Here is a 21736-nt window from a genome sequence, read left to right as displayed (position 1 = left end):
TTCAAGGTGCTCATATGAGCACACTTACTTGCTACTTCTGCTTTGCTTATCTAGATACTTTCGTATCGCTTTAGAGGCCGCAAAGAAACCGAAACTCCCCGTTACCATCGTGGCTGAGCCAAACCCTGTGGCACAGTCCATATTTTTTCCACCTTCAGCTTGCTGCTTGGCTTTACATACGGTGCCATCGCTACTTGGATAAACCAGCTGCTCGGTTGAATAGACACAATCTACGCCAAACTTGCGTTTTGGATTATCGCTAAAGTTATATTGCTTTCTGAGAATATAACGAACTTTTGCTAGTAATGGGTCATGCGTAGTCTTTGCAACGTCTGAGTATTGGATCTGACTTGGATCGGTCTGTCCACCTGCACCACCTGTGGTGATCACGGGTATTTTATTGCGTTTACAATGGGCGATTAACGCCGCCTTTTCTTTAACAGCATCAATACAGTCAATAACATAATCAAAATCTTGGATGTAGCTTCTAATATTATCTAACATCAGGAAGTCATCAATAAGGATGACCTCGCAAGCTGGATTAATCGCAATACAACGATCCCGCATCGCCTCAATTTTCTGCATCCCGATACTTTCACTATGAGCATGCAGCTGGCGATTAACATTAGTGATACAAATATCATCCATATCAATAAGCGTTATCTTGCCTACCCCAGTTCGAACTAGCGCTTCAACAGCCCAACTGCCAACACCACCAATACCAATAACACAAAAGTGTGCCTTGCTTAATGCTTCTAACTCTGCGTTACCGTATAGACGAGCAATACCGCCAAACCTAAGTTCTGTATTTGAATCAGTCATGTTACCACTCTAATTGACTTGGCTTTTGCCAAATTGCAAATATTTCATGTGTTAAAAGGTGAGTAAATGCGCCTTCTTCTGGAGGACAAGCTTGGTAGCTAACCGACTTACCATGCCACTCAAACTCCAAACAAAAGGCGTGTAAATATGTTCTGTCCGCAGGTTCCCCACCATACGCAAGATCGCCCAAGATAGGTGCACCAATACTTTTCAGTGCAACGCGGATCTGATGCGTTTTACCTGAAAATGGTTTAATAATACATCCACGCAAATTAACGCCAACGGAGTGAGAATAAAAGCGAGTTATAGCTGGGTTTAGCTTGGTTTTCATTAGCTTAAATGTACCACGCCGAGACTTGGCCATATCACCCTTTATCCAACCTTGCTTTTTTTTGGGTTTGGCTTTAATCATTGCAAGATAATATTTATCTATTTTCCGCGACGTGAACATCTCTGTAAATTGCTTTGCCGCTTGGCTCGATTTAGCCAGTAAAATAAGGCCTGATGTTACCTTATCTAAGCGGTGGACTGGAAATAGTTGATAGCCTAGTTGCGTATTTAGTAGCGATACAAAGCCAGGTCCTTCTTCACTGTGGAAGTTAACCCCACACGGCTTATAGGCTACGATATAATCCGCCTCATCAGCAATCAGCTTAAGCTTATCCATTTAGTATCTCTTGGACACGCTGCAAATCTTCAGGTGTATCAACACCACCGTGCACAGGCTTTATCGCCTTAGCAACTTTGATTTTATAGCCATGATATAACACACGTAGCTGTTCTAGCGACTCTTGTAACTCTAGTGGTGAAACACTGAGCGACAAATAGGTTTTAATAAAGCCCGCGCGGTAGGCATATATCCCTACATGGCGATTAAAATGATTTACAGGAACATTATTTTTGTCGAGCTTTAACATGCTATCACGCTGAAATGGAATGGACGCGCGTGAGAAATATAGCGCGTTTTCATGAATATCCGACACCACTTTTACTGCGTTTGGATTCAGCACTTCTTCTACATCATCAATATCAACACACAATGTCGCCATTGGTGCATCGGAATGATGTAATAAAGTAGCTACTTGCGCGATATTTTCAGGCTCTAACAGCGGTTCGTCACCTTGTACATTCACCACTAAAGTTTGCTCATCAAGTTCAAGCAGCTCTACAACTTCAGCTAATCGCTCAGTCCCAGATTGATGATCATCTTTAGTCATAAGTACGTTATCAGTAAATCCTTTTGCTGCATCAAACACTGCGCTGTGATCGGTTGCGATATAAACCGCTGTAGCACCGGATTGACACGCTTGCTCATACACATGCTGGATCATGGGTTTGCCTGCTATATCAGCTAGGGGCTTACCTGGTAATCGACTAGACGCATATCGAGCAGGAATAATGACTACGAATTCCACTGCTCAACCTCATCACTGCTTAGCTCTCGCGCTTCATTTTCTAGCAACACCGGAATATCTTCTTTTATTGGATAAGCAAGTTTGGCCGCGGTGCTAATGAGTTCTTGGTTTTCTTTGTCATATCTTAATTTACCTTTACACACAGGACAGGCAATTATTTCTAGTAATTTGGTATCAAAGGCCATGATGGATCCCTTTATCTTTAAGTAATTCGAGTATTGCTTTTTCAAGCGCTTGTGTTGGTTTGGCATCCACTCTCAAGTAATACCAATTATCTTTTGCAAAAGTGCGACACTTTACCGCATCTTTCTCTGTCATAAAAATAGCATCACCACTAAACGGTGAAAAGTCCGACGGTTGATAAGGGTGATGATCAGCAAAATGTAGACAATGAGTGAGATCAATGCCCTTCTCTCGTAGTGTATGCTCAAACCTTTTTGGATTGCCGATAGCGCACACAGATACACCTTCAGTGTATGTTTCATTTACCAGCGTATTGTCTGTGACATGGAAAAACCCGGTACCCTCTAAAGCATATGAAAATGCTTCTGAGCCACCGTTATAAACTGTTAAGTCGACGGTTTTCGTTCTACTAGGTAGCTCCCTAAGTGGACCTGCTGGGATCCAATAACCGTTACCAAATTTACGTTCGGCATCTACAATACAAAACTCTATATCTCGCGCCAGTTTGTAGTGTTGTAATCCGTCATCACTGACAATAATATCAATATTATGGTGTTGTAGTAATGATTCAATACTCTTTTGTCGGTCAGCGCCTATCATCACTGGACAAGCTAATCGTTGCGCAAGCAAACAAGGCTCATCACCGCCTTGCTCTGTTGGCGTGTCTTTGGTCACCAAAAATGGCGTAGTAGGAGGATTTGCACCATACCCTCTGCTGATTATCCCCACTTTTAAACCAAGCCGCTCAAGAAAAGGAACCAACCAAAGTACAAACGGTGTTTTACCATTTCCTCCGACACTAATATTGCCCACAATAATAACTGGCACTGACGCTTTATATTGTTTAGTTAAACCAAGTGTATAAAGCTTTTTTCGCACAGCACTTATTAGGCCAAACAATAATGCCAGCGGCAGTAGTAATAAAGTCAGTAACCCAGGCTTTTTATACCAGTTTTGTTCGATTCTTGACGCCATTTATTGTTCACCAAATTGCATCTTACAAAGTGCGTGATACACCCCCTGCTGGGCAACGAGCTGTTGGTGTTCACCTTGCTCAATAACTTTACCTTTATCTAATACGTATATTTGGTCGCAATGCTCGATTGTCGACAGGCGATGGGCAATAACAATACTGGTCTTGTCGTGCATTAACTCTTCTAGGGCTTGTTGAATTAAGCGCTCTGATTCGGTGTCTAATGCTGATGTAGCTTCATCCAATATTAAAATCGGCGCGTCTTTTACAATTGCGCGAGCAATTGCAATACGTTGGCGCTGACCACCTGAAAGCATCACTCCGTTTTCTCCAACTAGAGTGTTCAAGCCTTCTGGTAAATCCTTAACAAACTCCCAAACATGGGCTTGCTTTGCCACACGCTCTAGCGCTTCATCCGATAACGGACGTTCGAGTGAATACATAATATTGTTAGCGATAGTATCGTTAAATAGCACCACTTGCTGAGATACAATTGAGAATTGTGCACGTAAATCCGCCAGATTGTAGTCACTGATATCAACCCCATCAAGTTCAATACTCCCGGAGTCAATATCATAATAACGTGGCAATAAATTTGAAATTGTAGATTTGCCAGAACCACTTCGGCCAACAAAAGCAATGCTTTGCCCTGCCTTTATATCTAAGTTTAATGCGGTAATGACTGGATCATTTTTAGACGGATAGGTGAAAGTCAGATTCTGTATTTTAATATCACCGTTTGCACGCACCAAAGGCTGCGTGCCAGTGTCCTTTTCTTGCTCTAAATCAATCACGGCAAAAACACTTTTTGCTGCCGATATACCTCGTTGTAAATCGCTGTTGACATTAGCGAGCTGCTTGAGTGGGCGAAGCATCATCATCATTGAGGTAATGAGCGTTACAAAGGTGCCTGATGAAATCTTATCCACCATAGAAGGCATGGCGATAATAGCAAGGATAACGGCCATAGCACTTGCTGCAATGATTTGGATAACCGACACACTCAATGCCTTGGTAGCATCCATTTTTACTCGTTGTTGGCGGTTATGATTATTCACTTTGGCAAAGTGCGAAATGGTTTTATCTTGGCCACCAAAACCATGGATCACCTTGTGACCAGACATCATTTGCTCTGAGCTTTTTGTCACTTCGCCCATAGCATCTTGAATACTCTTCGATATTTTTTTAAAACGTTTTGAAACAATGGTGACAATAACAGCAACGATTGGCACAACAACTAGAAAAATAAGCGACAACTGCCAGCTAGCATAAAACATAGTGATCAGCAGAAAGAAGACAAATGCCCCCTCTCTTATCAAGACTTGCAACGCCTTAGTCACGGCCTGCTGCACCTGCTCCGTATCAAAAGTGATCTTAGAAATCAGCTCACCATTAGAATGTTGATCATGAAAAGATACCGGTAAGTACAACATATGTTCAAACAATTGCTGTCGCAAGCTGCGTACGACTTGTGAACCAACATAAGACAAGCAATAAGAAGCCATATAATTAAATATGCCACGGCCTACCACCAGAGCAATCACAACAAACGGGGCGAGTTTAAGCACTTCTCGGTTTCCAGCAGTCAACCCCTCGTCTATAAATGGATCCATCAGTGCAACGAATGAGGCATCCATTGCTGCATACCCTATCATTCCAATGACAGAAAATATGGCTGCAAGTTTAAAGTCTTTTACGTAACTAAATAATCTAGCGTAGATTTGCTTATCGGTTGGTTGCATTGCCAGCCTCAATTTTTCTATATGGCATTATTGTAACTTTCAAATCACTAAAACTGAATGGATTATCTGAGAAACCAGTAATTTTCAACCAGTCGGCCTCGTTGAATTGCTATTTTTTGGTCAAAAATCAAAATTCTAATATGTCCATCCAACGCGGTATCTAAAAGTGTTGCGCCTATTTTCTTGTATCTATTAACCACTTGCTCATTTGGGATCTTCCATGGCGAATGAAACGCTCTTGAAAATACAGCAAACTTGGGCATAACAGCCTCAACAAATGCTTCGCTTGAGGAACTGGCACTACCGTGGTGTGGCACCAATAAAATATCCGCCTTTAATGACTCGCGCGCTTCATTAATTAATTTTGCTTCTATTCGTTTTTCAATATCTCCCGGTAACAGTACTGAGAACTGCCCGTCACTCACCCGAACCACACAAGAGTTGTTATTATCATTGCCAGACAATTCGCTTGGCCAAATTATTTGTACGTCAAGTCCTGCAAACTGATGCTTACCAAGGTTACAACCAAGCAGTTGCTCATTGTTATGAAATTGCAGTAACGACCGTCCACCGTCATAAGCATACAGATCATCAAGTCCGCCATTGTGGTCGCCATCATCGTGACTGACAATCGTGGCATCCAACTGAATACGGTTGTTGCTAAGGTAAGGCTTAATTACAAATTCAAATATTGAGAAATAACCAAAATATTTTGCACCTAAATCATATAGCAAACCTTTTCGGTTTTTAGATATTAACACGGCCGTTCCATGCCCAACATCAAACACATCAAGCTGCCAGTTTGGTTGTACTTTAGTAAAACTGCTCAGTAGATAAAAGAATAACGGTAGTACACTCAAGTAATGTCTGAAAATAACAAAGAGCAAGACGCTCAGATAAGTACAAATTAGTAACTCTGCGGATACACTTGAAAGTGCTAACCAGTCAACAGGAAGGTATTTGAAGCCTAAAAGTGCCATTGTCAACACAGTATCCACCAAATCCAAAGGTAGTTGCCAGTCAACATAATCAAATACACAGAAATGAAGTATGAGTACAGGAACGACGATTATTGAAATAAAGGGAATGATAATAAGGTTCGCGAAGGTTGAGACCACACTAACCCCTGCAAAAAAATACAGGTTAAGTGGCAGTAGGAAGACAAATAATGCTACTTGTAGTTTAACTAAGACAAGCAGTTTCCCAACCACCCCACTCCCTGACTTGGGCAGTAAAGTAAGGATAATGGCAACGGCAAAGAAAGAGTAATATAAACCGGGGTTAAGTAATGCAAATGGGTCGATTATCAGTACCACGAACAATGCCGTCGTAAGGATCTGCACGGCACTCCCCCTAAGCGTAAACAGATAGCAAGCTGTCCATGCTGAAGCCATGACCAAAGCTCTTGTCGCTGAGACACTATAACCGCATACAAACACATATCCGACGCATAATAACACCGCAAAAATTAAGCATATTTGATGCAGATTGGTGTGTTGTGAAATGCTGATGGGACTACAATAGAACAGTATTTTTAATGATAAAAAAGCTAAGCCAAAGACAATACCAATGTGTAAACCTGAAATTGCCAGTAAATGACTCAGCCCGAGTTGTCTGAACTGCCGTTTGTTATCAAATGTCGCTTTACTAGTGTCACCAGTCAGTAGAATATAATAAAACCAACCATATTCTGTACTTTGTAACTCACTGGCGATATGTTGGCGATACAATGTTCGCCAATCTGGACGACTCTCTATTTGCTGTATACGTAAGATATTGCCTTTAAAATAATGATGCTTTCTGAAAGCATTGAGTTCAGCATTAAAAAGTCCGATATTAATTCGACTACGAAATCGTTTAAGCTTTCCTAATACCTCAACTTTATCACCGATACTAAATACAATGTTGGAGTCATTCTGATAAAGCTTAGCGCGAACACTTCGCCAGCTGTCAATGTCTTCAGAGGCAATTTTCTGCATATCAATTACAACAGCGCCACCACTGGGCGTATTTGAGACCTCAATCACCTCTCCAACAATCATAATGGGGCCGCTGAGCCATTGTTGTGGTATATGTAATTTATAAAAAACGACATAATGACAAAGAACTACAGAAATCCCTAAAATAAATCCTGCCAATATCAGAGAAAAAGGCTTAGAATAACGCCCTATGAAGTAGAGGAATAAGCTTGTTGCGGCCACACGCCAGTTATCAAGGAAAAATACTGCGCAGAAGCTCCCTAGGATTATTCCAAAACATATCAGAATCCAAGTAGACGGCAGCTGCAAATGGCGAAAAAAACGATCCAACGCTTTTTACCTGATCATAATAAAATCAAACAACAGAAATCATTAAAAATCTTCGGTAAATTATTACATGATGCTAACTTGTGGCACCTCAACCGGCGCTCGGCAAGAGGGGCTTTTTCAGTGGGGTTATTCTTCGCTTTCATCCCTGTTCCTTTTCAAATGGTGCTTGCTGCAGCCCTCGCGATCCCTTTTCGCGTTAACTTACCCTTATCTATTGCGTTAGTATGGATCACCAATCCATTAACCATGCCACCCATATTCTACTGTTCATATCTGGTTGGTGTATTCGCACTCGGGCAAGAGCAACAACCGTTTCATTTCGAAGCAAGTTGGGAGTGGCTTGCACAAAGCCTAACGACCATTGGTCCTGCTTTTATCGTCGGCTCGTTAATCTGTGCGAGCATCGCAGCAGTTATTGGCTTTTTTGGCATTGATTATTTATGGCGACGCTCAGTCAATAAAGCTTGGCAAAACCGTGGACAAGATTGATTAATTTCATACCACTTGGTCTTCATGCTAGCTGCGTTAAAAGTTTCTTATTTAGAATAACTACATAGAGTATAGACAAGATCTTCGCTACATTAGTGTTAAATATAAAAAAAGCCCTTCAGGGCTTTTTTTATTGGCTAGTACCACCAGCTTTATTTACGTCTTCTTCTCAGCGCAACCAAAGGTAGAGCTAGCAAACTAAGCCAAGACCAACTTGCTGACTGACGCTCATACGTTTCAGCTTCAGGTGGAGTACAAGTTTCAGGCTCACCAGAGATAGGAGTTAATACAACCGGTAAGGTGACTGACTCATATTCTATTTCACCCTTACTGTCTTTTTCTATCTCGCCTAATGTGTTACGTCTTTCAACGGTTTTCGTTGCAACAGCGTAGATTTTATTATCATCGGTGATTTTAACCGCTTCCCCTATAGTGTAAGGAAAATCATCGCTCTTACATGGAAGAAGTGAATTGATATTCACCAACTTATCTGCACCAATTTCATATAAGAATGCTTCACGACGTCGGCTAGAGCCTGACTTTTCAACAACCCCCTGACCAACAACAAAACCATTGTTATTAATATCATTAACTACGGTTACTGAGTTTTCAAAATATGCCGGCATTTCTTTAAATTCGGAGGTATTAGTATCGAAATAAAAACCCGTTGAGTCATTCTCTTTGGAGCCATTCGCTGTCCGACCAAAAGCACCAATAATGATGCCATTGTCATTTACATCAATCGCTTGGCTATATTCATAAAAGCTTTCAACTTCTTTAATACGCTTAATTTCGCCCTCTTTAAAATAAACCGCTTGATCATTCGGAAGCAAATCATCATTGCTTTGTCTTCGTGCACGTGAATCACCTACAGTCAGTCCATTTGCATTGGTCGCAATTGCAATACTTGAATAAGCAATCTCACTGTCTTCATCCGGTGTAAAAGCCAGTCCTAAATCAGTTGCACTAGTTAAATTGAAGTCATTATCGAACGTCCACTTGTATGCTCGAGTATGGTATGGATTAGAAAGCCTTTGAATACAGACCTCAACAGGTTCGTCCACGCCATCACAATTATCTTCAATGCTTTCTATCGTACGTTTTGATAACGATGTTGAACTTTGTCCAACTACCACATACCCACCATCATTGGTTTGCTTTATGTCGGTAGCTAAAGATAAGCCGCCATGCTCAGCAAAAGCAGGTTCTAAAGCAATTTTTTCACCGGCTGGCGTAATTAGAACACCCTTATTACGCCAATCCCGGACAAAGTAGGTATCTACTTCTGTTTCACCATCTTTGGTGAAGGTGATCTTTTTGTAAGGCGCAGAGCCCCACCCAACAATAGTGCCGTCATCTGCAATACCGGTTAAATAATTGCTTACAGAGCGAGTTAACCCTTGATAATCCGGTGATTGCTCATCAAATACAACAAACTCTTCTGCTGTATTATTGTTAAACATAAGCGAAATAGAGCGGTTAACCTGCTGATACTCCAATGATGCTGAACGACTCGCCGACGTGATGTAAGACAACATAAACGCATGCGCTTGTGCATTAGTGTTTGCGGCATTGTTATTTTGAATATCATCTAGTGTAAACGTGATGGGTTCATCAATTTTCTCGTACTGCAGCTTCGCGTTGTCGTAATAGTTTTTTAAATTTGAATCGTCAAAATCAATATAAGATACATCAATTTTTACACCAAATAAGTTTGATGCTTGACCAATAACTTCACCCGCCTCATTCGCGTCCGATACATTGGTATATTTACTGTTTGCGTGTCTTGGTAGTTCTGTTAACTGATATGTTGCAGCGACCGCTTGTTGTGAAATGGCAACAGCGATACTCGCGGCTAAAAGTTTAAATTTCATCTTAATCCTTACTGCTGATTCTGTAATGCTTCTAATTCTTCCCAGCGCTCAAACGCGGCTTCCAGCTTCGACTCTAGTTCAGTCAATTGGTTCAATGCCTCGTGGGTGGTTTGCTGATCTTGTTTAAAGAAGTCAGGATCACTGACCAGCGCTTGTTGTTTATTCACTGCCTCTTCAAGTTCCTCTACTTTACTGGGCAATGACTCTAATTCAAGTTTTAATTTGTAACTCAGCTTGTTTGCTCGAGTCGTAGCTGGCGCCTTTTTGAGCGGCGCGGTCTGTTGCTTTTCTTGGTCAACTTTTTGGGCATCTTTTCTTTGTTGGTCGCGCTTTTGCTGATACAGCTCAAAATCGCTGTAACCACCAACTATTTCAGTCACTTGACCTTCGCCTTCAAAAGCCCACACACTGCCACAAGTATTGTCAATAAACTCTCGGTCGTGACTTACCACCAAAACAGTACCTTGATATTGATTTAAAATTTCTTCGAGAAGTTCCAGTGTTTCAATATCCAAATCGTTGGTTGGTTCATCCAGCACTATGATGTTAGAAGGCTTTAAGAAAAGCTTCGCAAGCAATAAGCGGTTCTTTTCTCCGCCTGATAAAGCCTTTACTGGCGTTCTTGCTCGAGCTGGAGGAAACAAGAAGTCTTGAAGATAACCAAGTACATGGCGTGAGCGTCCTCCCATCATGACTTCTTGTTTGCCTTCGGCAACATTATCTTGAACAGTCGCTTCCTCGTCTAGCTTTTCGCGGTATTGATCAAAGTATGCAACTTCTAGGTTAACCCCTTGTTTTACTGAACCAGAATCTGATGAAATATCACCAAATAACATTTTCAATAACGTGGTTTTACCAGCACCATTAGGCCCAACCAATCCAATACGATCGCCACGCATAACCAAAGTAGAAAAGTCCTTTACAATGACTTTTTGTTGGAACGCTTTGTTCAGATGCTTAGCTTCAAACACCAACTTACCTGAGCGCTCAGCAGTCTCGATGTTAAAGTCTGTTTTACCTTGTTGCTCGATACGTTGCTTACGCTCCACACGTAATGCTTTGAGGGCTCGCACACGTCCTTCATTACGTGTACGTCGAGCTTTGATCCCTTGACGGATCCAAGCTTCTTCTTCCGCTAGCTTTTTATCAAATAGCGCATTTTGCTGTTCTTCAACTTTCAAATCATGGGCTTTTTGCTCTAGATACTGTGCGTAGTTTCCAGGGTATGAAACCAGCTGACCACGATCTAAATCTAGGATGCGAGTTGCCATAGAGCGAATGAAGGCACGGTCGTGTGAAATAAACACGATTCCGCCTTTAAATTCTTTTAAAAATTGCTCTAGCCAAATAACACTCTGCATATCGAGATGGTTCGTTGGCTCATCTAAGAGTAATAAATCAGGATCACTAACAAGTGCTTTTGCCAGTGCGACCTTGCGTAACCAGCCTCCTGACAACTCTTCAAGCCGCATATTAGCATCCAGCTGTAACTGACTCAGTACTTGCTTGATCCTTGACTCAAACCGCCAAGCATCCTCGCTTTCTAATCTTTGCGTTAGGCGCTCAAGCGTTGTCATTAATTTATCAGACTGGTTAGTTTGCAGCTTCTCACTAATTTCGTGAAATTCAATCAGCAATTCAGCGACATCGGGTAATCCATTAGCAACGTAGTCAAACACCGAGCCATTTGCCCCTTTTGGAGGGTCTTGCTCCAGCCTTGATACTTTCAGACCACCTACTCGGTTTATCTCACCATCATCAAGTTGAACTTGATCATCGAGTACTTTGAGTAAGGTAGACTTACCTGCACCGTTTCGTCCTACAATACAAACACGCTCCCCTGACTCAATCACTGCATCAGCCTGATCGAGTATAGGGTGCGAGCCAAAAGCCAGTTGTGCTTTAGCGATTCGAATAAGATCCATACTATGCTATAAATTCTTGTAATTGTTGTTGAGAAAAGGGCCAGCCAAGTTCGTGCCCTGTTTCGATTTTTTTGATAACGGGAATACGATATTGATATGTCGTCATCGTTTCTTCGTCATCAACGATATCTATTAATTCAATTTCTGCTTCAGGTAATAGCTGAATGAGCATTGCTAACGCTTCTTCACACAAATGACAACCTTCGGTGTGAAATAATGTGCACTTAATCATGGCGGATCAACCAACTGTTATGAATTTGTTTGTTGCGCTTAAAGTCTGGGGATAGAGTTTGCGTAGAATACTCTTCAGCACTTAACCCCAAGGCTGCGAGTCCAACCTCATCGATTTTAAAGCCACGCTTGTTATTAGAAAACAAGAGTACGCCATTAGGTGCCAAGATTTTTTTAACCCAGCCAAATAATTTTAGGTGATCTCTTTGTACATCAAAGGCATCTGACATTCGTTTTGAATTTGAAAATGTTGGAGGGTCTAAGAAAATAAGATCATATTGACCAACTGCTCGCTCGAGCCATTTTAAACAATCAGCTTGCTCAAATCTGAAACGAGGATTCTTCAAGCTATTAAGCTCAAAGTTCTCTTCCGCCCATTTCAAATAGGTTTTCGACATATCAACCGTAGTGACCGATTTAGCACCACCAACAGCTGCATGTACCGAGGCGCTTCCTGTGTATGCAAACAGGTTCAATACCCGCTTATCTTTTGCATGTTGTTGAATAAATTTACGTGCTAAGCGGTGATCTAGAAATAACCCCGTATCAAGGTAATCAAATAGATTGACTTTAAACTTTGCGCCATATTCTTCTACTATTTCAGTACGATTTTGCTTGTCTAATGCCTTGTATTGCTCTTGACCTTTTTGACGCTTTCTTACTTTTACCGCAATGTTAAGCGGATCAATATTAAGCTGTTCGGCAGTCAGTGTGATCACGTCCTGTAGACGTTTTTGCGCTACCGTATCGTCAATTTCTTTCGGCGCCTTATATTCAAAAATCACCGCACTATCGTTATAAACATCTACCGCAACGTTGTATTCTGGAATATCCGCATCGTAAACTCGATAAGCCTTTACGTTTTCTTTTTTTAACCACGACTTAAGGTTCTGCACATTTTTCTTGAGGCGGTTACCAAATGCGCTAGACCCTTCAAAGTTTAAACCACTACTTTGTTTATTTTGTTGTACCTGCGCATCGTTCATTTCATACAGGTTTAGCAGCACATCTAATGGGCCATTTTTAAACTTATATGATTTTTTGCGTGCTAGCTTTAGTACTTTCAGCAAGCTCTCTTCACTGGCTAATAAAGCCAAATCCCAGCCTCTATAATGCTTTTTGAAAGCAATACCCATATTGCGGTAAAGCGTGATTATCTCAGCCATTCCACCTAAGCGCTCACCGTAAGGTAAGTTACTGAGTACTGTACCTGGACGCTTGGCGGCAAGGCTCAACTGGTTGGCATCTTCAAACTTAAATTTGATATGTGACTCCAGTCCAGCTCGCTTGGCATTGCGCTCTGCTATGGCAAGGACACGTTCATCTATATCGCTACCTATTAGCCAGAGGTTTTTCTGCTCTGGGGCTACGTTAAGCTGCGCTTTTAGCTCACTAAACTTGCTTTCACGAAAGCTTGGTAAACGTTTAAAAGCAAAATCCTTGTTTGGATTGGCTGGTAATCCAAGCGCCATGGATGCCGCTTCAATCAACAACGTACCCGAGCCGCAACAGGGGTCAAATAGTGGTTTATTGGTATCTTGCAACCAACCACTGCGCTTCACAAGCGCTGCGGCTAAGTGCTCACGGATAGGTGCTTTACCTTGTTTATCACGATAGCCTCTGTCAGACAAACGCGGGCCAGAAAAGTCAATATAAAGCGCACAACCTTGTTTGGTCAGTTTCGCAATTATGCGAATATCTGGTGTTTGCTTATCCACATCGGGGCGTTGTTCGAACAAGTCATTAAAGTAATCAACAATACCGTCTTTTATGACTAAACCAGAGAATTGAGTATTTTTTAGCGCATTGTTGGTGCCATTAAACTCAACAGCAAACGTTTGCTTAGGACTAAACCAGTCTTGCCAAGCTTGAAAACGCACAAATTTATACAGCGAGTCTTTATCGTTTACTTCTGGCTTGTCATCAATCAGCAACATTACGCGTGTTGCAAATCGAGTCATCATACAAAACTTTTGTACGTCTAAATTAGTGCCAGTGAACTTTACAGACCCAACCGTTTGCTTGTTAATTTCAAAACCGAACTCGGTTAATTCTTCTACCAGTAGCTGCTCTACACCAATAGATGTCAATGCGATAAATTGCAATTTGAATACCCTTAAATTTCAACTGAGCGCAGTATAACACACAAGTTATGGTTAGTTATTAGTTGACTTTGATTGAAGACGATAAATAGCAGGAGCACTGTTATTATATGCAAATTAGCTTTAGACAAAGCCAATCCGTCTGTTTTTATTGCCAATTTCAAACTCGTTAAGACAATATGTTAAACAAATTAAAAATATCTAGCTTGTCTAAGATACTCGTGTTGCTATTAACGCGTTGGTAATTTTGCAACAGTGCCTGTAACTCCCCTGCTTCAAACCAAATACTGGCACAACACGGACATTCACTAAACGACGCATTATTGAGCTGATACGCAACAAGCTTATGGCCATCATCCGGACATGATTGTACAGCGTTCTGTTTGAGTGGTGTTCGGGTCGCAAGAAAGTCTGCGTATGTAAAATGGTAGGTATGTTTAATCGCTTCTACAAATTTACGAGGAAGCCAAACTGCATCACAAGATGGGCATTGATAACCGCAATAGCCTTCAATGTCGGTGTAGATCAGCTTTAAAGTTTTGTCGCAAAGACAGTTCATAGTTATTCCCTTAATTCATTGCTACAATGATTTAACACCAATTATCTTAATTAAGTGGTCTATGTTGAGGCGAGAAAATCTTGTCGATAACTCAGCCACCGTCTCCTGCTATCGCTAAGGTACCTACGTCCTGTAGGCAAGGCAAAAATTTTGCTATTTAGCTGTTCTAAATAAGAAATTTTTAACGGGTTAGCGTCAGATTTACTCCTTCAAATTGAGCAAGTATTAAGTCTAATTGGTATAAGGTACAAGTTAATACAACCTAACGGCTCGGGTCAATTAGACTTTATAAAAGCTAATAGCTACCTTGTGGAGAAGTGCTCTGATTGGGAGCTAGAGTATGGTTATGGGCGAGACATTACGTTGTGTTATTCCTTAACTCAATATCGCTACGCGCTTCGGTGTACTAGGTTCGATAAAACTAGGGGAGATAATCTATCATTCAGTACCTTAATTGCTTGAAATTGCTCAAGTTCAATTCCTTCATCTAAGATAAATTGTTGACTTAGATTTAGACATAGGCTTGCTTGGCCGTCATGCTCTATTATCAAAAACTCGCCTTGGCTTTGTTTTGAACGCAAACAAACCACAGCTTCACTAACGGGCTCGCACCCATTGTACGGTTTGAAAAACCAGCTTTTAGCTTGCATTGGCTGAAGATGGAATTTAGCAGCGGTTGCATTCAAAGCAATTTGACAGCATTGTGGTTCACTCCAGACAGAAAAACCACGAAGGTAATCGAATACGTTTTGATAAAATTCGGCCTCGTTTAGGCTAAAGGTCGGGCTTGATGCAGAGTCGTCGGTCAGGTGTCGAATTCGAAAAGGCGTACAAAGCTGAAGCTCTTCACCTAAGTCAATTAACAGCCTATTTCTTTTCTCGCAGCGTATCCATTGCCACTCTTTTGAAGCTTGCAAAACGACTCTCCCACAAACTAATTAACCATAACCAGTAAGTGGGAGTATAACGCGAAAAGCGCAATGATGAAATTTTTTATAATAACGTTTTGTTTTCGATCATTTTGTTATATGAGCGATCCTTATAAGGACGTAACGATCCTTTTGACCAATTCTGGTCCCTCGTAAATAAAGCCAGTATACACTTGAACAAGATCAGCTCCCGCTGCAAACTTCTCTTTAGCAGACTCAGCACTGTCGATCCCACCAACACCGATAATGGGTAGCTTACCTTCAGTAATACGCTTTAGTTCGCTAACAACGTGCGTTGATTTCTCACGAACCGGTCGACCAGACAGGCCTCCAGCTTCATTTCCATGCTCTAAGTTTTCTACGGCATCACGAGCTAATGTTGTATTTGTTGCAATAACACCATCGATACGATTGTTCACAAGAGACTCAGCAATTTGAGCTAGCTGAATACCATCAACATCAGGGGCGATCTTAACCAGCATAGGCACCGACTTGTTGTGCTTAGCTACCAGATCCATTTGTTCATTTTTCAAGCTTTGTAACAGATCATCTAGTGCTTCACCATATTGCAAATCTCTAAGGCCCGGTGTATTTGGTGAAGAGATATTGACAGTAATATAAGACGCATGCTCAAACACTTTTCTCATACAGTGAATGTAGTCATCTTTACCTTGCTCGTTCGGTGTATCTTTATTTTTACCGATGTTGATCCCAAGGATCCCATCGTATTTTGCCGCTTTAACATTGTTAACTAAGTAATCAACACCCTTGTTATTAAATCCCATGCGATTGATAATCGCATTTGCTTCAGGTAGACGAAAGATCCTAGGTTTATCGTTGCCAGCTTGCGGTCTTGGCGTAACAGTGCCTACCTCGATAAAACCAAAGCCCATTTGTGCGAATGCTTCGATACACTCAGCATTTTTGTCAAGACCAGCAGCGAGCCCTACTGGGTTTTTAAATTCTAATCCCAAAAAGTTAACTGGTTTGTCTTGAACTGATTGAGACCATGCAAGGCTCATTGGCGTATTTGCAAAGCGACGAAGGTTGCCTAGGGCAAAATCGTGTGCCCACTCCGCATCTTTGTTGAACATAAAACGACGCGCAAGATCGTAAAACATGGTAGCTCCTCAGTATTGGTACGTAATCGACTTAGCTAAAATCACCTTTTTGTGATTTTAGCTAAATGGATTATGGCAATGACATTAGACAAAAAAATACCCCAGTCAAAGCTGGGGTATTGTAGCGATTTCTAGATTATTTGGAAGTATCACAGTTGTGGCTTAATAACATTAGCTCACGCAGTGCAACCGAGAACTTAGCAAAGTCATGGCTTTGCGACGTCTTAAACTCAGTTAGCATTTGCTGCCAACGGTGTAATAAACCAGCTTGTTTATCCATCCACTGCTCAATCTGTTCATTGATGTCACTATCATCACCGGCAAAGCTATTTAGCACTACCTCAGATAGTGAGCGTTGCTGCCAATCAAGTTCTTCACGATAAGATGCACGAGCAAGTGCTTGCCAGTGGTTTGCCACAGGCTGCGCTGTAATTTGGTCAAGGAACCAATGTAGACCCATGTTTGCACCCAGTGTGAAGTAAGTGTTTGACACAACGCCAATCTTACGACCCGCACTATGAGCTACTTCTGCTAAGTCCATTACCGAGAACAAGCTTGAAAGCGATACGATGCGCAGTGCAATCTCAGCTGGTACACCTTGAGATTCAAGGTCGCGCGCTTTATCTACAATTTGCTCGCTTTCGTTTGCAACCATGTAGTTGTGTAAGTTTGCACTTAAATCTTTGAATGTAGGAGCAAAGAACGCGATAGTTTGCTCGATTGTTTGAGACTTATCACGATGACGTAAGAACCAACGCGTTGCACGACGAACCGTACGACGTAATTGATACAACATTTCCGTTTGGACTGCTGCCGGGATCTTATTATCCAGTGAAGAAATAGCTGACCACGTTTCTTTCATTTCAAAGATAGCGCTTGCAATAGAGTAACAAATCGCAATCTCTGCATCTGTTGCTCCTGTTTCTTCGTGCATACGAACCATAAAGTTAAGACCCATGTCATTAACGATATTGTTCGCAAGTTTAGTTGCAATGATCTCTTTACGTAGCGGGTGGTTATCCATTGCAGCATTAAAACGCTCACGTAGTGGTAACGGGAACGAGTTAACTAAAAGCTGACGGTAATATGGGTTTTCTGAGATCTCATCAACCACTAACGTTTCTTTTAGTACCATCTTGGAGTAAGAGACTAACACTGAAAGCTCTGGACGAGTTAGGTCTTTACCTGCCGCTGCGCGCTCTGCTAGCTCTTCATCTGTTGGTAAGAATTCGATTGCACGATTTAGCTTGCCATCTTTTTCAAGTGCATGGATAAAGCGTACTTTCTCTTTTAGCGTAGCTGGACCTTTAGACTTCGTGATCGAAAGTGTATGCGTCTGACGGTAACAGTCTTTTAATACCAACTCTGATACTTCATCAGTCATCGAGTAAAGTAATTCATCTCGCTGTTTCTTCGTCAAATCGCCTTCAGCGACTAAGCCATTCAGTAGGATCTTAATATTAACTTCATTATCCGAGCACGCTACGCCACCAACATTGTCGATAAAGTCAGTGTTGATACGCCCACCGTTTGAAGCAAACTCTATACGTCCTAACTGAGTAGCACCTAAGTTACCGCCTTCACCAAATATCTTCGCACCAAGTTCACCGCCGTTGATACGCAGTGCATCGTTTGCACGATCCCCAACTTCAGCGTCAGTTTCAGATTTAGACTTGATGTAAGTACCGATACCACCATTCCACAGTAAATCAACTGGCATCTTCAACAATGCTTTGATCAACTCGTTTGGTGTCATGCTAGATTTTTTGGTGCCTATCATCTTCTTCATTTCAGCGCTTAGCGTAATTGCTTTGGCTGCACGAGAGAAGATACCACCGCCTTCAGAAATCAGATCCTTATTATAATCTTCCCAGCTTGAGCGTGGCAGATTAAATAGACGTTCACGCTCTACATATGAGCTTGCTGCATCTGGGTTTGGATCGATAAAGATGTGCATGTGGTTAAACGCAGCTTGCAAACGAATGTGCTTAGAAAGCAGCATCCCATTACCAAATACGTCACCACCCATGTCACCAATACCAACCGCTGTAAAGTCAGTTGTTTGACAATCAATGTCCATCTCACGGAAATGACGCTTAACCGATTCCCACGCACCTTTTGCAGTAATGCCCATCTTCTTATGGTCATAACCGATCGAACCACCAGAAGCAAACGCATCTCCCAACCAGAAGTTGTAAGACTCTGCGATACCGTTTGCGATATCAGAGAAGGTAGCTGTCCCCTTATCTGCTGCAACAACTAGGTATGGATCGTCTTCATCATGACGAACAACATCGATTGGCGGAACGATGTCACCATGTACGATGTTATCTGTGATGTCGAGTAGACCACGGATAAAGATCTTGTAACACTCTTGGCCTTCTTTGAAGAAAGCTTCACGCTCTGTTGGCAGTTGTTTGCAAACAAAACCACCTTTAGATCCCACAGGCACGATAACCGTATTTTTAACCTGCTGCGCTTTAACTAAACCAAGTACCTCTGTGCGGAAATCTTCGCGACGGTCTGACCAACGTAGGCCACCACGAGCTACTTTTCCGCCACGCAGGTGTACACCCTCTACACGTGGTGAATAAACGAAGATTTCAAACGCTGGTAGTGGCAATGGCATATCTGGCACTGCACTTGGCTGGATCTTAAATGACGTGTATGACTTATTCGTACCATCAGCTTCTTTTTGATAGAAGTTAGTACGTAGCGTTGCATTAATCATGTCGACATATAGACGAATAATACGGTCATCATCAAGATTAGCAACGTTCTCTAGTTCCTGGTAAATAGCATCAATGACTTTAGTCAGTGTTTTTTCTGATGCCGTTTTCTTCGGAGAGAACTTCTTGACGAACAGATCAACGATCATCGCCGCAATGTGCGGGTAGCGGTCGAACGTGTTTTCAATGTAGGATTGCGAGAAAGTCACGCCAATTTGACGCATGTATTTCGCGTACGCTCGTAAAATAGACGCTTCGCGTCCAGTTAAGCCACCTAACAAAACTAAGCGGTTGAAGCCATCGTTCTCAAGACGATTATTCCAAACATTCGTCAATGCAGCACGGAAACGTGCTGATACTTTGTCAAAGTCGGTGATCCCCTTGCTGTCGATAAGCATAGAGAAGTCCATGATCCAGTTTACTTGACCATCAGTGGTCTTCACTGCATAAGGTGTTTCACCAATAACGCGCAGACCAAAGTTTTCAAGCATTGGCATTACGTCTGACAAGTGAATTGGCTCAGCTTTATGGAATAAACTTAAACGTACTAATTGAGAAGTCGCTTCTTCTTGAGGTCTATAGAACAGCATCTCCAGTTTATTGTCTTCGTTGAGCTGTTCAAGTTTCTCGATATCTACTACCGCAGCACTTGGTAATACTTGGTCTTTATAAGCAGACTGGAACGCATTGGTGTATTTACGGTTTAACTCATTACCACGAGACTCACCCGCTCTTTCAAGCAATGCACCTTGTAGCTTGTCTTCCCAAGTACGAGCGGCTTCAACCAAGTTATTTTCAATTTCTTTCACGTTATAATCTATATTGTTGTCATCAACACGTACAATGTAATGTGTACGCGCTAACGTTGATTCTGAGAAGAAAGTAGTGAATTCTACTTTTTCACTCGACTTAAATGCACGCGCCAGTAGTTGCTGTGTTTCACGTCTTAATGCAGTGTTGTAACGCTCTCTTGGTACATAGACCATACAAGAGAAGAAACGACCGTATACATCTTTACGCACAAACAATCGGCACATGTCGCGTTCTTGTGTTTGTAGCACGCCCATGGCCACTTCTAGTAGCTCACTTTCGCGCGCTTGCACCAACTCATCACGCGGATAGGTTTCTAGAATATTTAACACCGCTTTGTAAGCATGTGTGCCTTTAGCAAAGTCACACTGCTCCATGATACGGTTAATCTTACTCTTAAGTACCGGAACGTCGGCTGCACTATTGTTGTAGAAGCTCGAAGAGAATAACCCGATAAAGCGGTCTTCACCAATCACGTTGCCTTTGGTATCAAATCGCTTGATACCAACATAATCTATGTACGCAGGACGGTGTACACGCGACAGCGAGTTAGTTTTTGTTAAGATTAACAAGTTACTACTGCGAGCTTCTTTTCTAGCTACCTCAGGTAACTCTGAAAGTAAGCGGCTATGATCATCTCCCGAGTTTTTCATCAAACCAAGACTTGTGCCTTCGACTGGTTTTAACTCGTAGTCACCTTGAACTGGTGTAAGGTCATACTGACGATAGCCCATGAAGGTAAAATTATCGCTCACCAGCCAGTCCAAAAACTCAACAGCTTCTGCAACTTCTTCTTTTGAACAACTATAATGACGAGTTGGCAGCTCTTGGCTGACACTCACCAGTTTGTCACGAATGGGCTTCCAATCAGCAACCGCAACAGACACATCATTTAAAACAGATTCAAGCTCAGCTTTAAATTCAGCGATAGCTGAATTATCTGTCTGTCTATCAATTTCAATGAAAAATACGGTTTTAGTAGAGGTTGATTCTTGCTCTGCTTTTAAGTTAGAAAGCGCAGTGATTGCACCATCGTCGTTTCTTTGTATCTTAAGTGGAGCGTGAAGTAATAGGTGAGAGACAATATTTTTGCGATTCATTGCCATACGCACTGAATCAACTAAAAACGGCATATCTTTAGCAATTATCTCAACAATAGTATGCGAAGATTGCCATCCATCTTTTGCCACCTCAGGATTAAAAACGCGAATGACGGCTTCGTCAGACTTATTTTTATCTAGGGCGTTCCAAAGGCTCAATGCTGCGCCGTATAAGTCACTGTCGTTACGATGTGCCAAATCCTCTTTAGACATATTGCTGTACAAGGTTTTGGCAAACGTTTCGACAAGTGACACTTTGTCAGCATGGACTTTTTTGTGGATTAGCTTGCATACGTTATCTAGGATAACAGAAGCCGTGCCTTCATTTTGTGTCATTATGTGTTCCTTAATCTATACCACCTTTGAACGGTAGATTATTTGTACAGCCATTTATTAGCGTGGAGTCAGGTAAATTCTAACCTT

General features: G+C 41.8%; 16 protein-coding genes. 1 reads left to right on the top strand and 15 read right to left on the bottom strand.

The window, feature by feature from the left end; translation table 11 throughout:
* Positions 1 to 24 precede the first annotated feature (24 nt).
* The 7 genes from tcdA to F9Y84_RS05670 form a co-directional block, all read right to left on the bottom strand.
* Positions 25 to 822 (bottom strand): tRNA cyclic N6-threonylcarbamoyladenosine(37) synthase TcdA, encoded by a 798-nt coding sequence (gene tcdA, locus F9Y84_RS05700; protein ID WP_125252740.1) that lies wholly within the window; start codon positions 820 to 822, stop codon positions 25 to 27.
* Position 823: 1 nt separating this feature from the next.
* The gene (locus tag F9Y84_RS05695) at positions 824 to 1489 is read right to left on the bottom strand and encodes a pseudouridine synthase (protein WP_147389641.1); all 666 of its coding nucleotides are present in this window, start codon (positions 1487 to 1489) and stop codon (positions 824 to 826) included.
* The gene (kdsB, locus tag F9Y84_RS05690) at positions 1482 to 2237 is read right to left on the bottom strand and encodes a 3-deoxy-manno-octulosonate cytidylyltransferase (RefSeq protein ID WP_125252738.1); all 756 of its coding nucleotides are present in this window, start codon (positions 2235 to 2237) and stop codon (positions 1482 to 1484) included. Before kdsB ends, F9Y84_RS05695 begins: the two co-directional genes overlap by 8 nt.
* Positions 2225 to 2422: a Trm112 family protein gene (locus F9Y84_RS05685; protein WP_125252737.1), complete on the bottom strand. Its 198-nt coding sequence runs from the start codon at positions 2420 to 2422 to the stop codon at positions 2225 to 2227. The genes kdsB and F9Y84_RS05685 overlap by 13 nt, the downstream gene beginning before the upstream one ends.
* The gene (gene lpxK / locus F9Y84_RS05680) at positions 2412 to 3395 is read right to left on the bottom strand and encodes a tetraacyldisaccharide 4'-kinase (protein WP_147389642.1); all 984 of its coding nucleotides are present in this window, start codon (positions 3393 to 3395) and stop codon (positions 2412 to 2414) included. The genes F9Y84_RS05685 and lpxK overlap by 11 nt, the downstream gene beginning before the upstream one ends.
* Positions 3396 to 5135, bottom strand: a complete 1740-nt coding sequence (gene msbA, locus F9Y84_RS05675) for a lipid A export permease/ATP-binding protein MsbA (protein ID WP_147389643.1) — start codon at positions 5133 to 5135, stop codon at positions 3396 to 3398.
* Positions 5136 to 5197: 62 nt separating this feature from the next.
* A complete protein-coding gene (locus F9Y84_RS05670; protein ID WP_225740717.1) occupies positions 5198 to 7423 on the bottom strand; it encodes a DNA internalization-related competence protein ComEC/Rec2 in 2226 nt (741 codons plus the stop codon).
* Between F9Y84_RS05670 and F9Y84_RS05665 the strand changes: the two genes are divergently transcribed.
* Positions 7424 to 7933: a DUF2062 domain-containing protein gene (locus tag F9Y84_RS05665; protein WP_125252734.1), complete on the top strand. Its 510-nt coding sequence runs from the start codon at positions 7424 to 7426 to the stop codon at positions 7931 to 7933. It begins immediately after the preceding gene.
* Between the two features lie 152 nt (positions 7934 to 8085).
* Here F9Y84_RS05665 and F9Y84_RS05660 read toward each other — a convergent pair whose 3' ends face one another.
* The 8 genes from F9Y84_RS05660 to F9Y84_RS05625 form a co-directional block, all read right to left on the bottom strand.
* Positions 8086 to 9807: a DUF3466 family protein gene (locus F9Y84_RS05660; RefSeq protein ID WP_147389644.1), complete on the bottom strand. Its 1722-nt coding sequence runs from the start codon at positions 9805 to 9807 to the stop codon at positions 8086 to 8088.
* Between the two features lie 8 nt (positions 9808 to 9815).
* Positions 9816 to 11732, bottom strand: a complete 1917-nt coding sequence (gene uup, locus F9Y84_RS05655) for an ATP-binding cassette ATPase Uup (RefSeq protein ID WP_125252732.1) — start codon at positions 11730 to 11732, stop codon at positions 9816 to 9818.
* Between the two features lies 1 nt (position 11733).
* The gene (locus F9Y84_RS05650) at positions 11734 to 11964 is read right to left on the bottom strand and encodes a glutaredoxin family protein (RefSeq protein WP_128731339.1); all 231 of its coding nucleotides are present in this window, start codon (positions 11962 to 11964) and stop codon (positions 11734 to 11736) included.
* Entirely contained in the window at positions 11957 to 14068 is a 2112-nt protein-coding gene (gene rlmKL, locus F9Y84_RS05645) for a bifunctional 23S rRNA (guanine(2069)-N(7))-methyltransferase RlmK/23S rRNA (guanine(2445)-N(2))-methyltransferase RlmL (protein WP_147389645.1), read from the bottom strand. Before rlmKL ends, F9Y84_RS05650 begins: the two co-directional genes overlap by 8 nt.
* A gap of 166 nt (positions 14069 to 14234) precedes the next feature.
* Positions 14235 to 14624 (bottom strand): TFIIB-type zinc ribbon-containing protein, encoded by a 390-nt coding sequence (locus F9Y84_RS05640; protein ID WP_128731337.1) that lies wholly within the window; start codon positions 14622 to 14624, stop codon positions 14235 to 14237.
* 389 nt (positions 14625 to 15013) lie between these two features.
* Positions 15014 to 15541 carry a cell division protein ZapC domain-containing protein gene (locus tag F9Y84_RS05635; RefSeq protein WP_147390422.1) on the bottom strand — a complete coding sequence of 176 codons (528 nt, stop codon included), beginning with the start codon at positions 15539 to 15541 and terminating at the stop codon, positions 15014 to 15016.
* A 122-nt stretch (positions 15542 to 15663) separates the two neighbouring features.
* Positions 15664 to 16674 carry a quinone-dependent dihydroorotate dehydrogenase gene (gene pyrD, locus F9Y84_RS05630; protein WP_147390423.1) on the bottom strand — a complete coding sequence of 337 codons (1011 nt, stop codon included), beginning with the start codon at positions 16672 to 16674 and terminating at the stop codon, positions 15664 to 15666.
* Between the two features lie 136 nt (positions 16675 to 16810).
* Positions 16811 to 21649 carry an NAD-glutamate dehydrogenase gene (locus F9Y84_RS05625; RefSeq protein WP_147390424.1) on the bottom strand — a complete coding sequence of 1613 codons (4839 nt, stop codon included), beginning with the start codon at positions 21647 to 21649 and terminating at the stop codon, positions 16811 to 16813.
* Between the last annotated feature and the right edge of the window lie 87 nt (positions 21650 to 21736).

It is taken from the genome of Pseudoalteromonas peptidolytica, assembly GCF_012641745.1.
Classification (GTDB): domain Bacteria; phylum Pseudomonadota; class Gammaproteobacteria; order Enterobacterales; family Alteromonadaceae; genus Pseudoalteromonas; species Pseudoalteromonas peptidolytica.
Note: the sequence above shows the minus strand (reverse complement) of the source record. Positions and strands in the feature narration are given on the sequence as shown.

What these genes read in the sequence shown, in the direction of transcription:
- pyrD (WP_147390423.1), bottom strand. Translation starts at nt 16,674, where the DNA reads ATGTTTTACGATCTTGCGCGTCGTTTTATGTTCAACAAAGATGCGGAG.
- F9Y84_RS05665 (WP_125252734.1), top strand. Translation starts at nt 7,424, where the DNA reads ATGGCGAAAAAAACGATCCAACGCTTTTTACCTGATCATAATAAAATC.
- F9Y84_RS05640 (WP_128731337.1), bottom strand. Translation starts at nt 14,624, where the DNA reads ATGAACTGTCTTTGCGACAAAACTTTAAAGCTGATCTACACCGACATT.
- F9Y84_RS05660 (WP_147389644.1), bottom strand. Translation starts at nt 9,807, where the DNA reads ATGAAATTTAAACTTTTAGCCGCGAGTATCGCTGTTGCCATTTCACAA.
- uup (WP_125252732.1), bottom strand. Translation starts at nt 11,732, where the DNA reads ATGGATCTTATTCGAATCGCTAAAGCACAACTGGCTTTTGGCTCGCAC.
- F9Y84_RS05650 (WP_128731339.1), bottom strand. Translation starts at nt 11,964, where the DNA reads ATGATTAAGTGCACATTATTTCACACCGAAGGTTGTCATTTGTGTGAA.
- F9Y84_RS05625 (WP_147390424.1), bottom strand. Translation starts at nt 21,649, where the DNA reads ATGACACAAAATGAAGGCACGGCTTCTGTTATCCTAGATAACGTATGC.
- F9Y84_RS05695 (WP_147389641.1), bottom strand. Translation starts at nt 1,489, where the DNA reads ATGGATAAGCTTAAGCTGATTGCTGATGAGGCGGATTATATCGTAGCC.
- lpxK (WP_147389642.1), bottom strand. Translation starts at nt 3,395, where the DNA reads ATGGCGTCAAGAATCGAACAAAACTGGTATAAAAAGCCTGGGTTACTG.
- tcdA (WP_125252740.1), bottom strand. Translation starts at nt 822, where the DNA reads ATGACTGATTCAAATACAGAACTTAGGTTTGGCGGTATTGCTCGTCTA.
- msbA (WP_147389643.1), bottom strand. Translation starts at nt 5,135, where the DNA reads ATGCAACCAACCGATAAGCAAATCTACGCTAGATTATTTAGTTACGTA.
- F9Y84_RS05685 (WP_125252737.1), bottom strand. Translation starts at nt 2,422, where the DNA reads ATGGCCTTTGATACCAAATTACTAGAAATAATTGCCTGTCCTGTGTGT.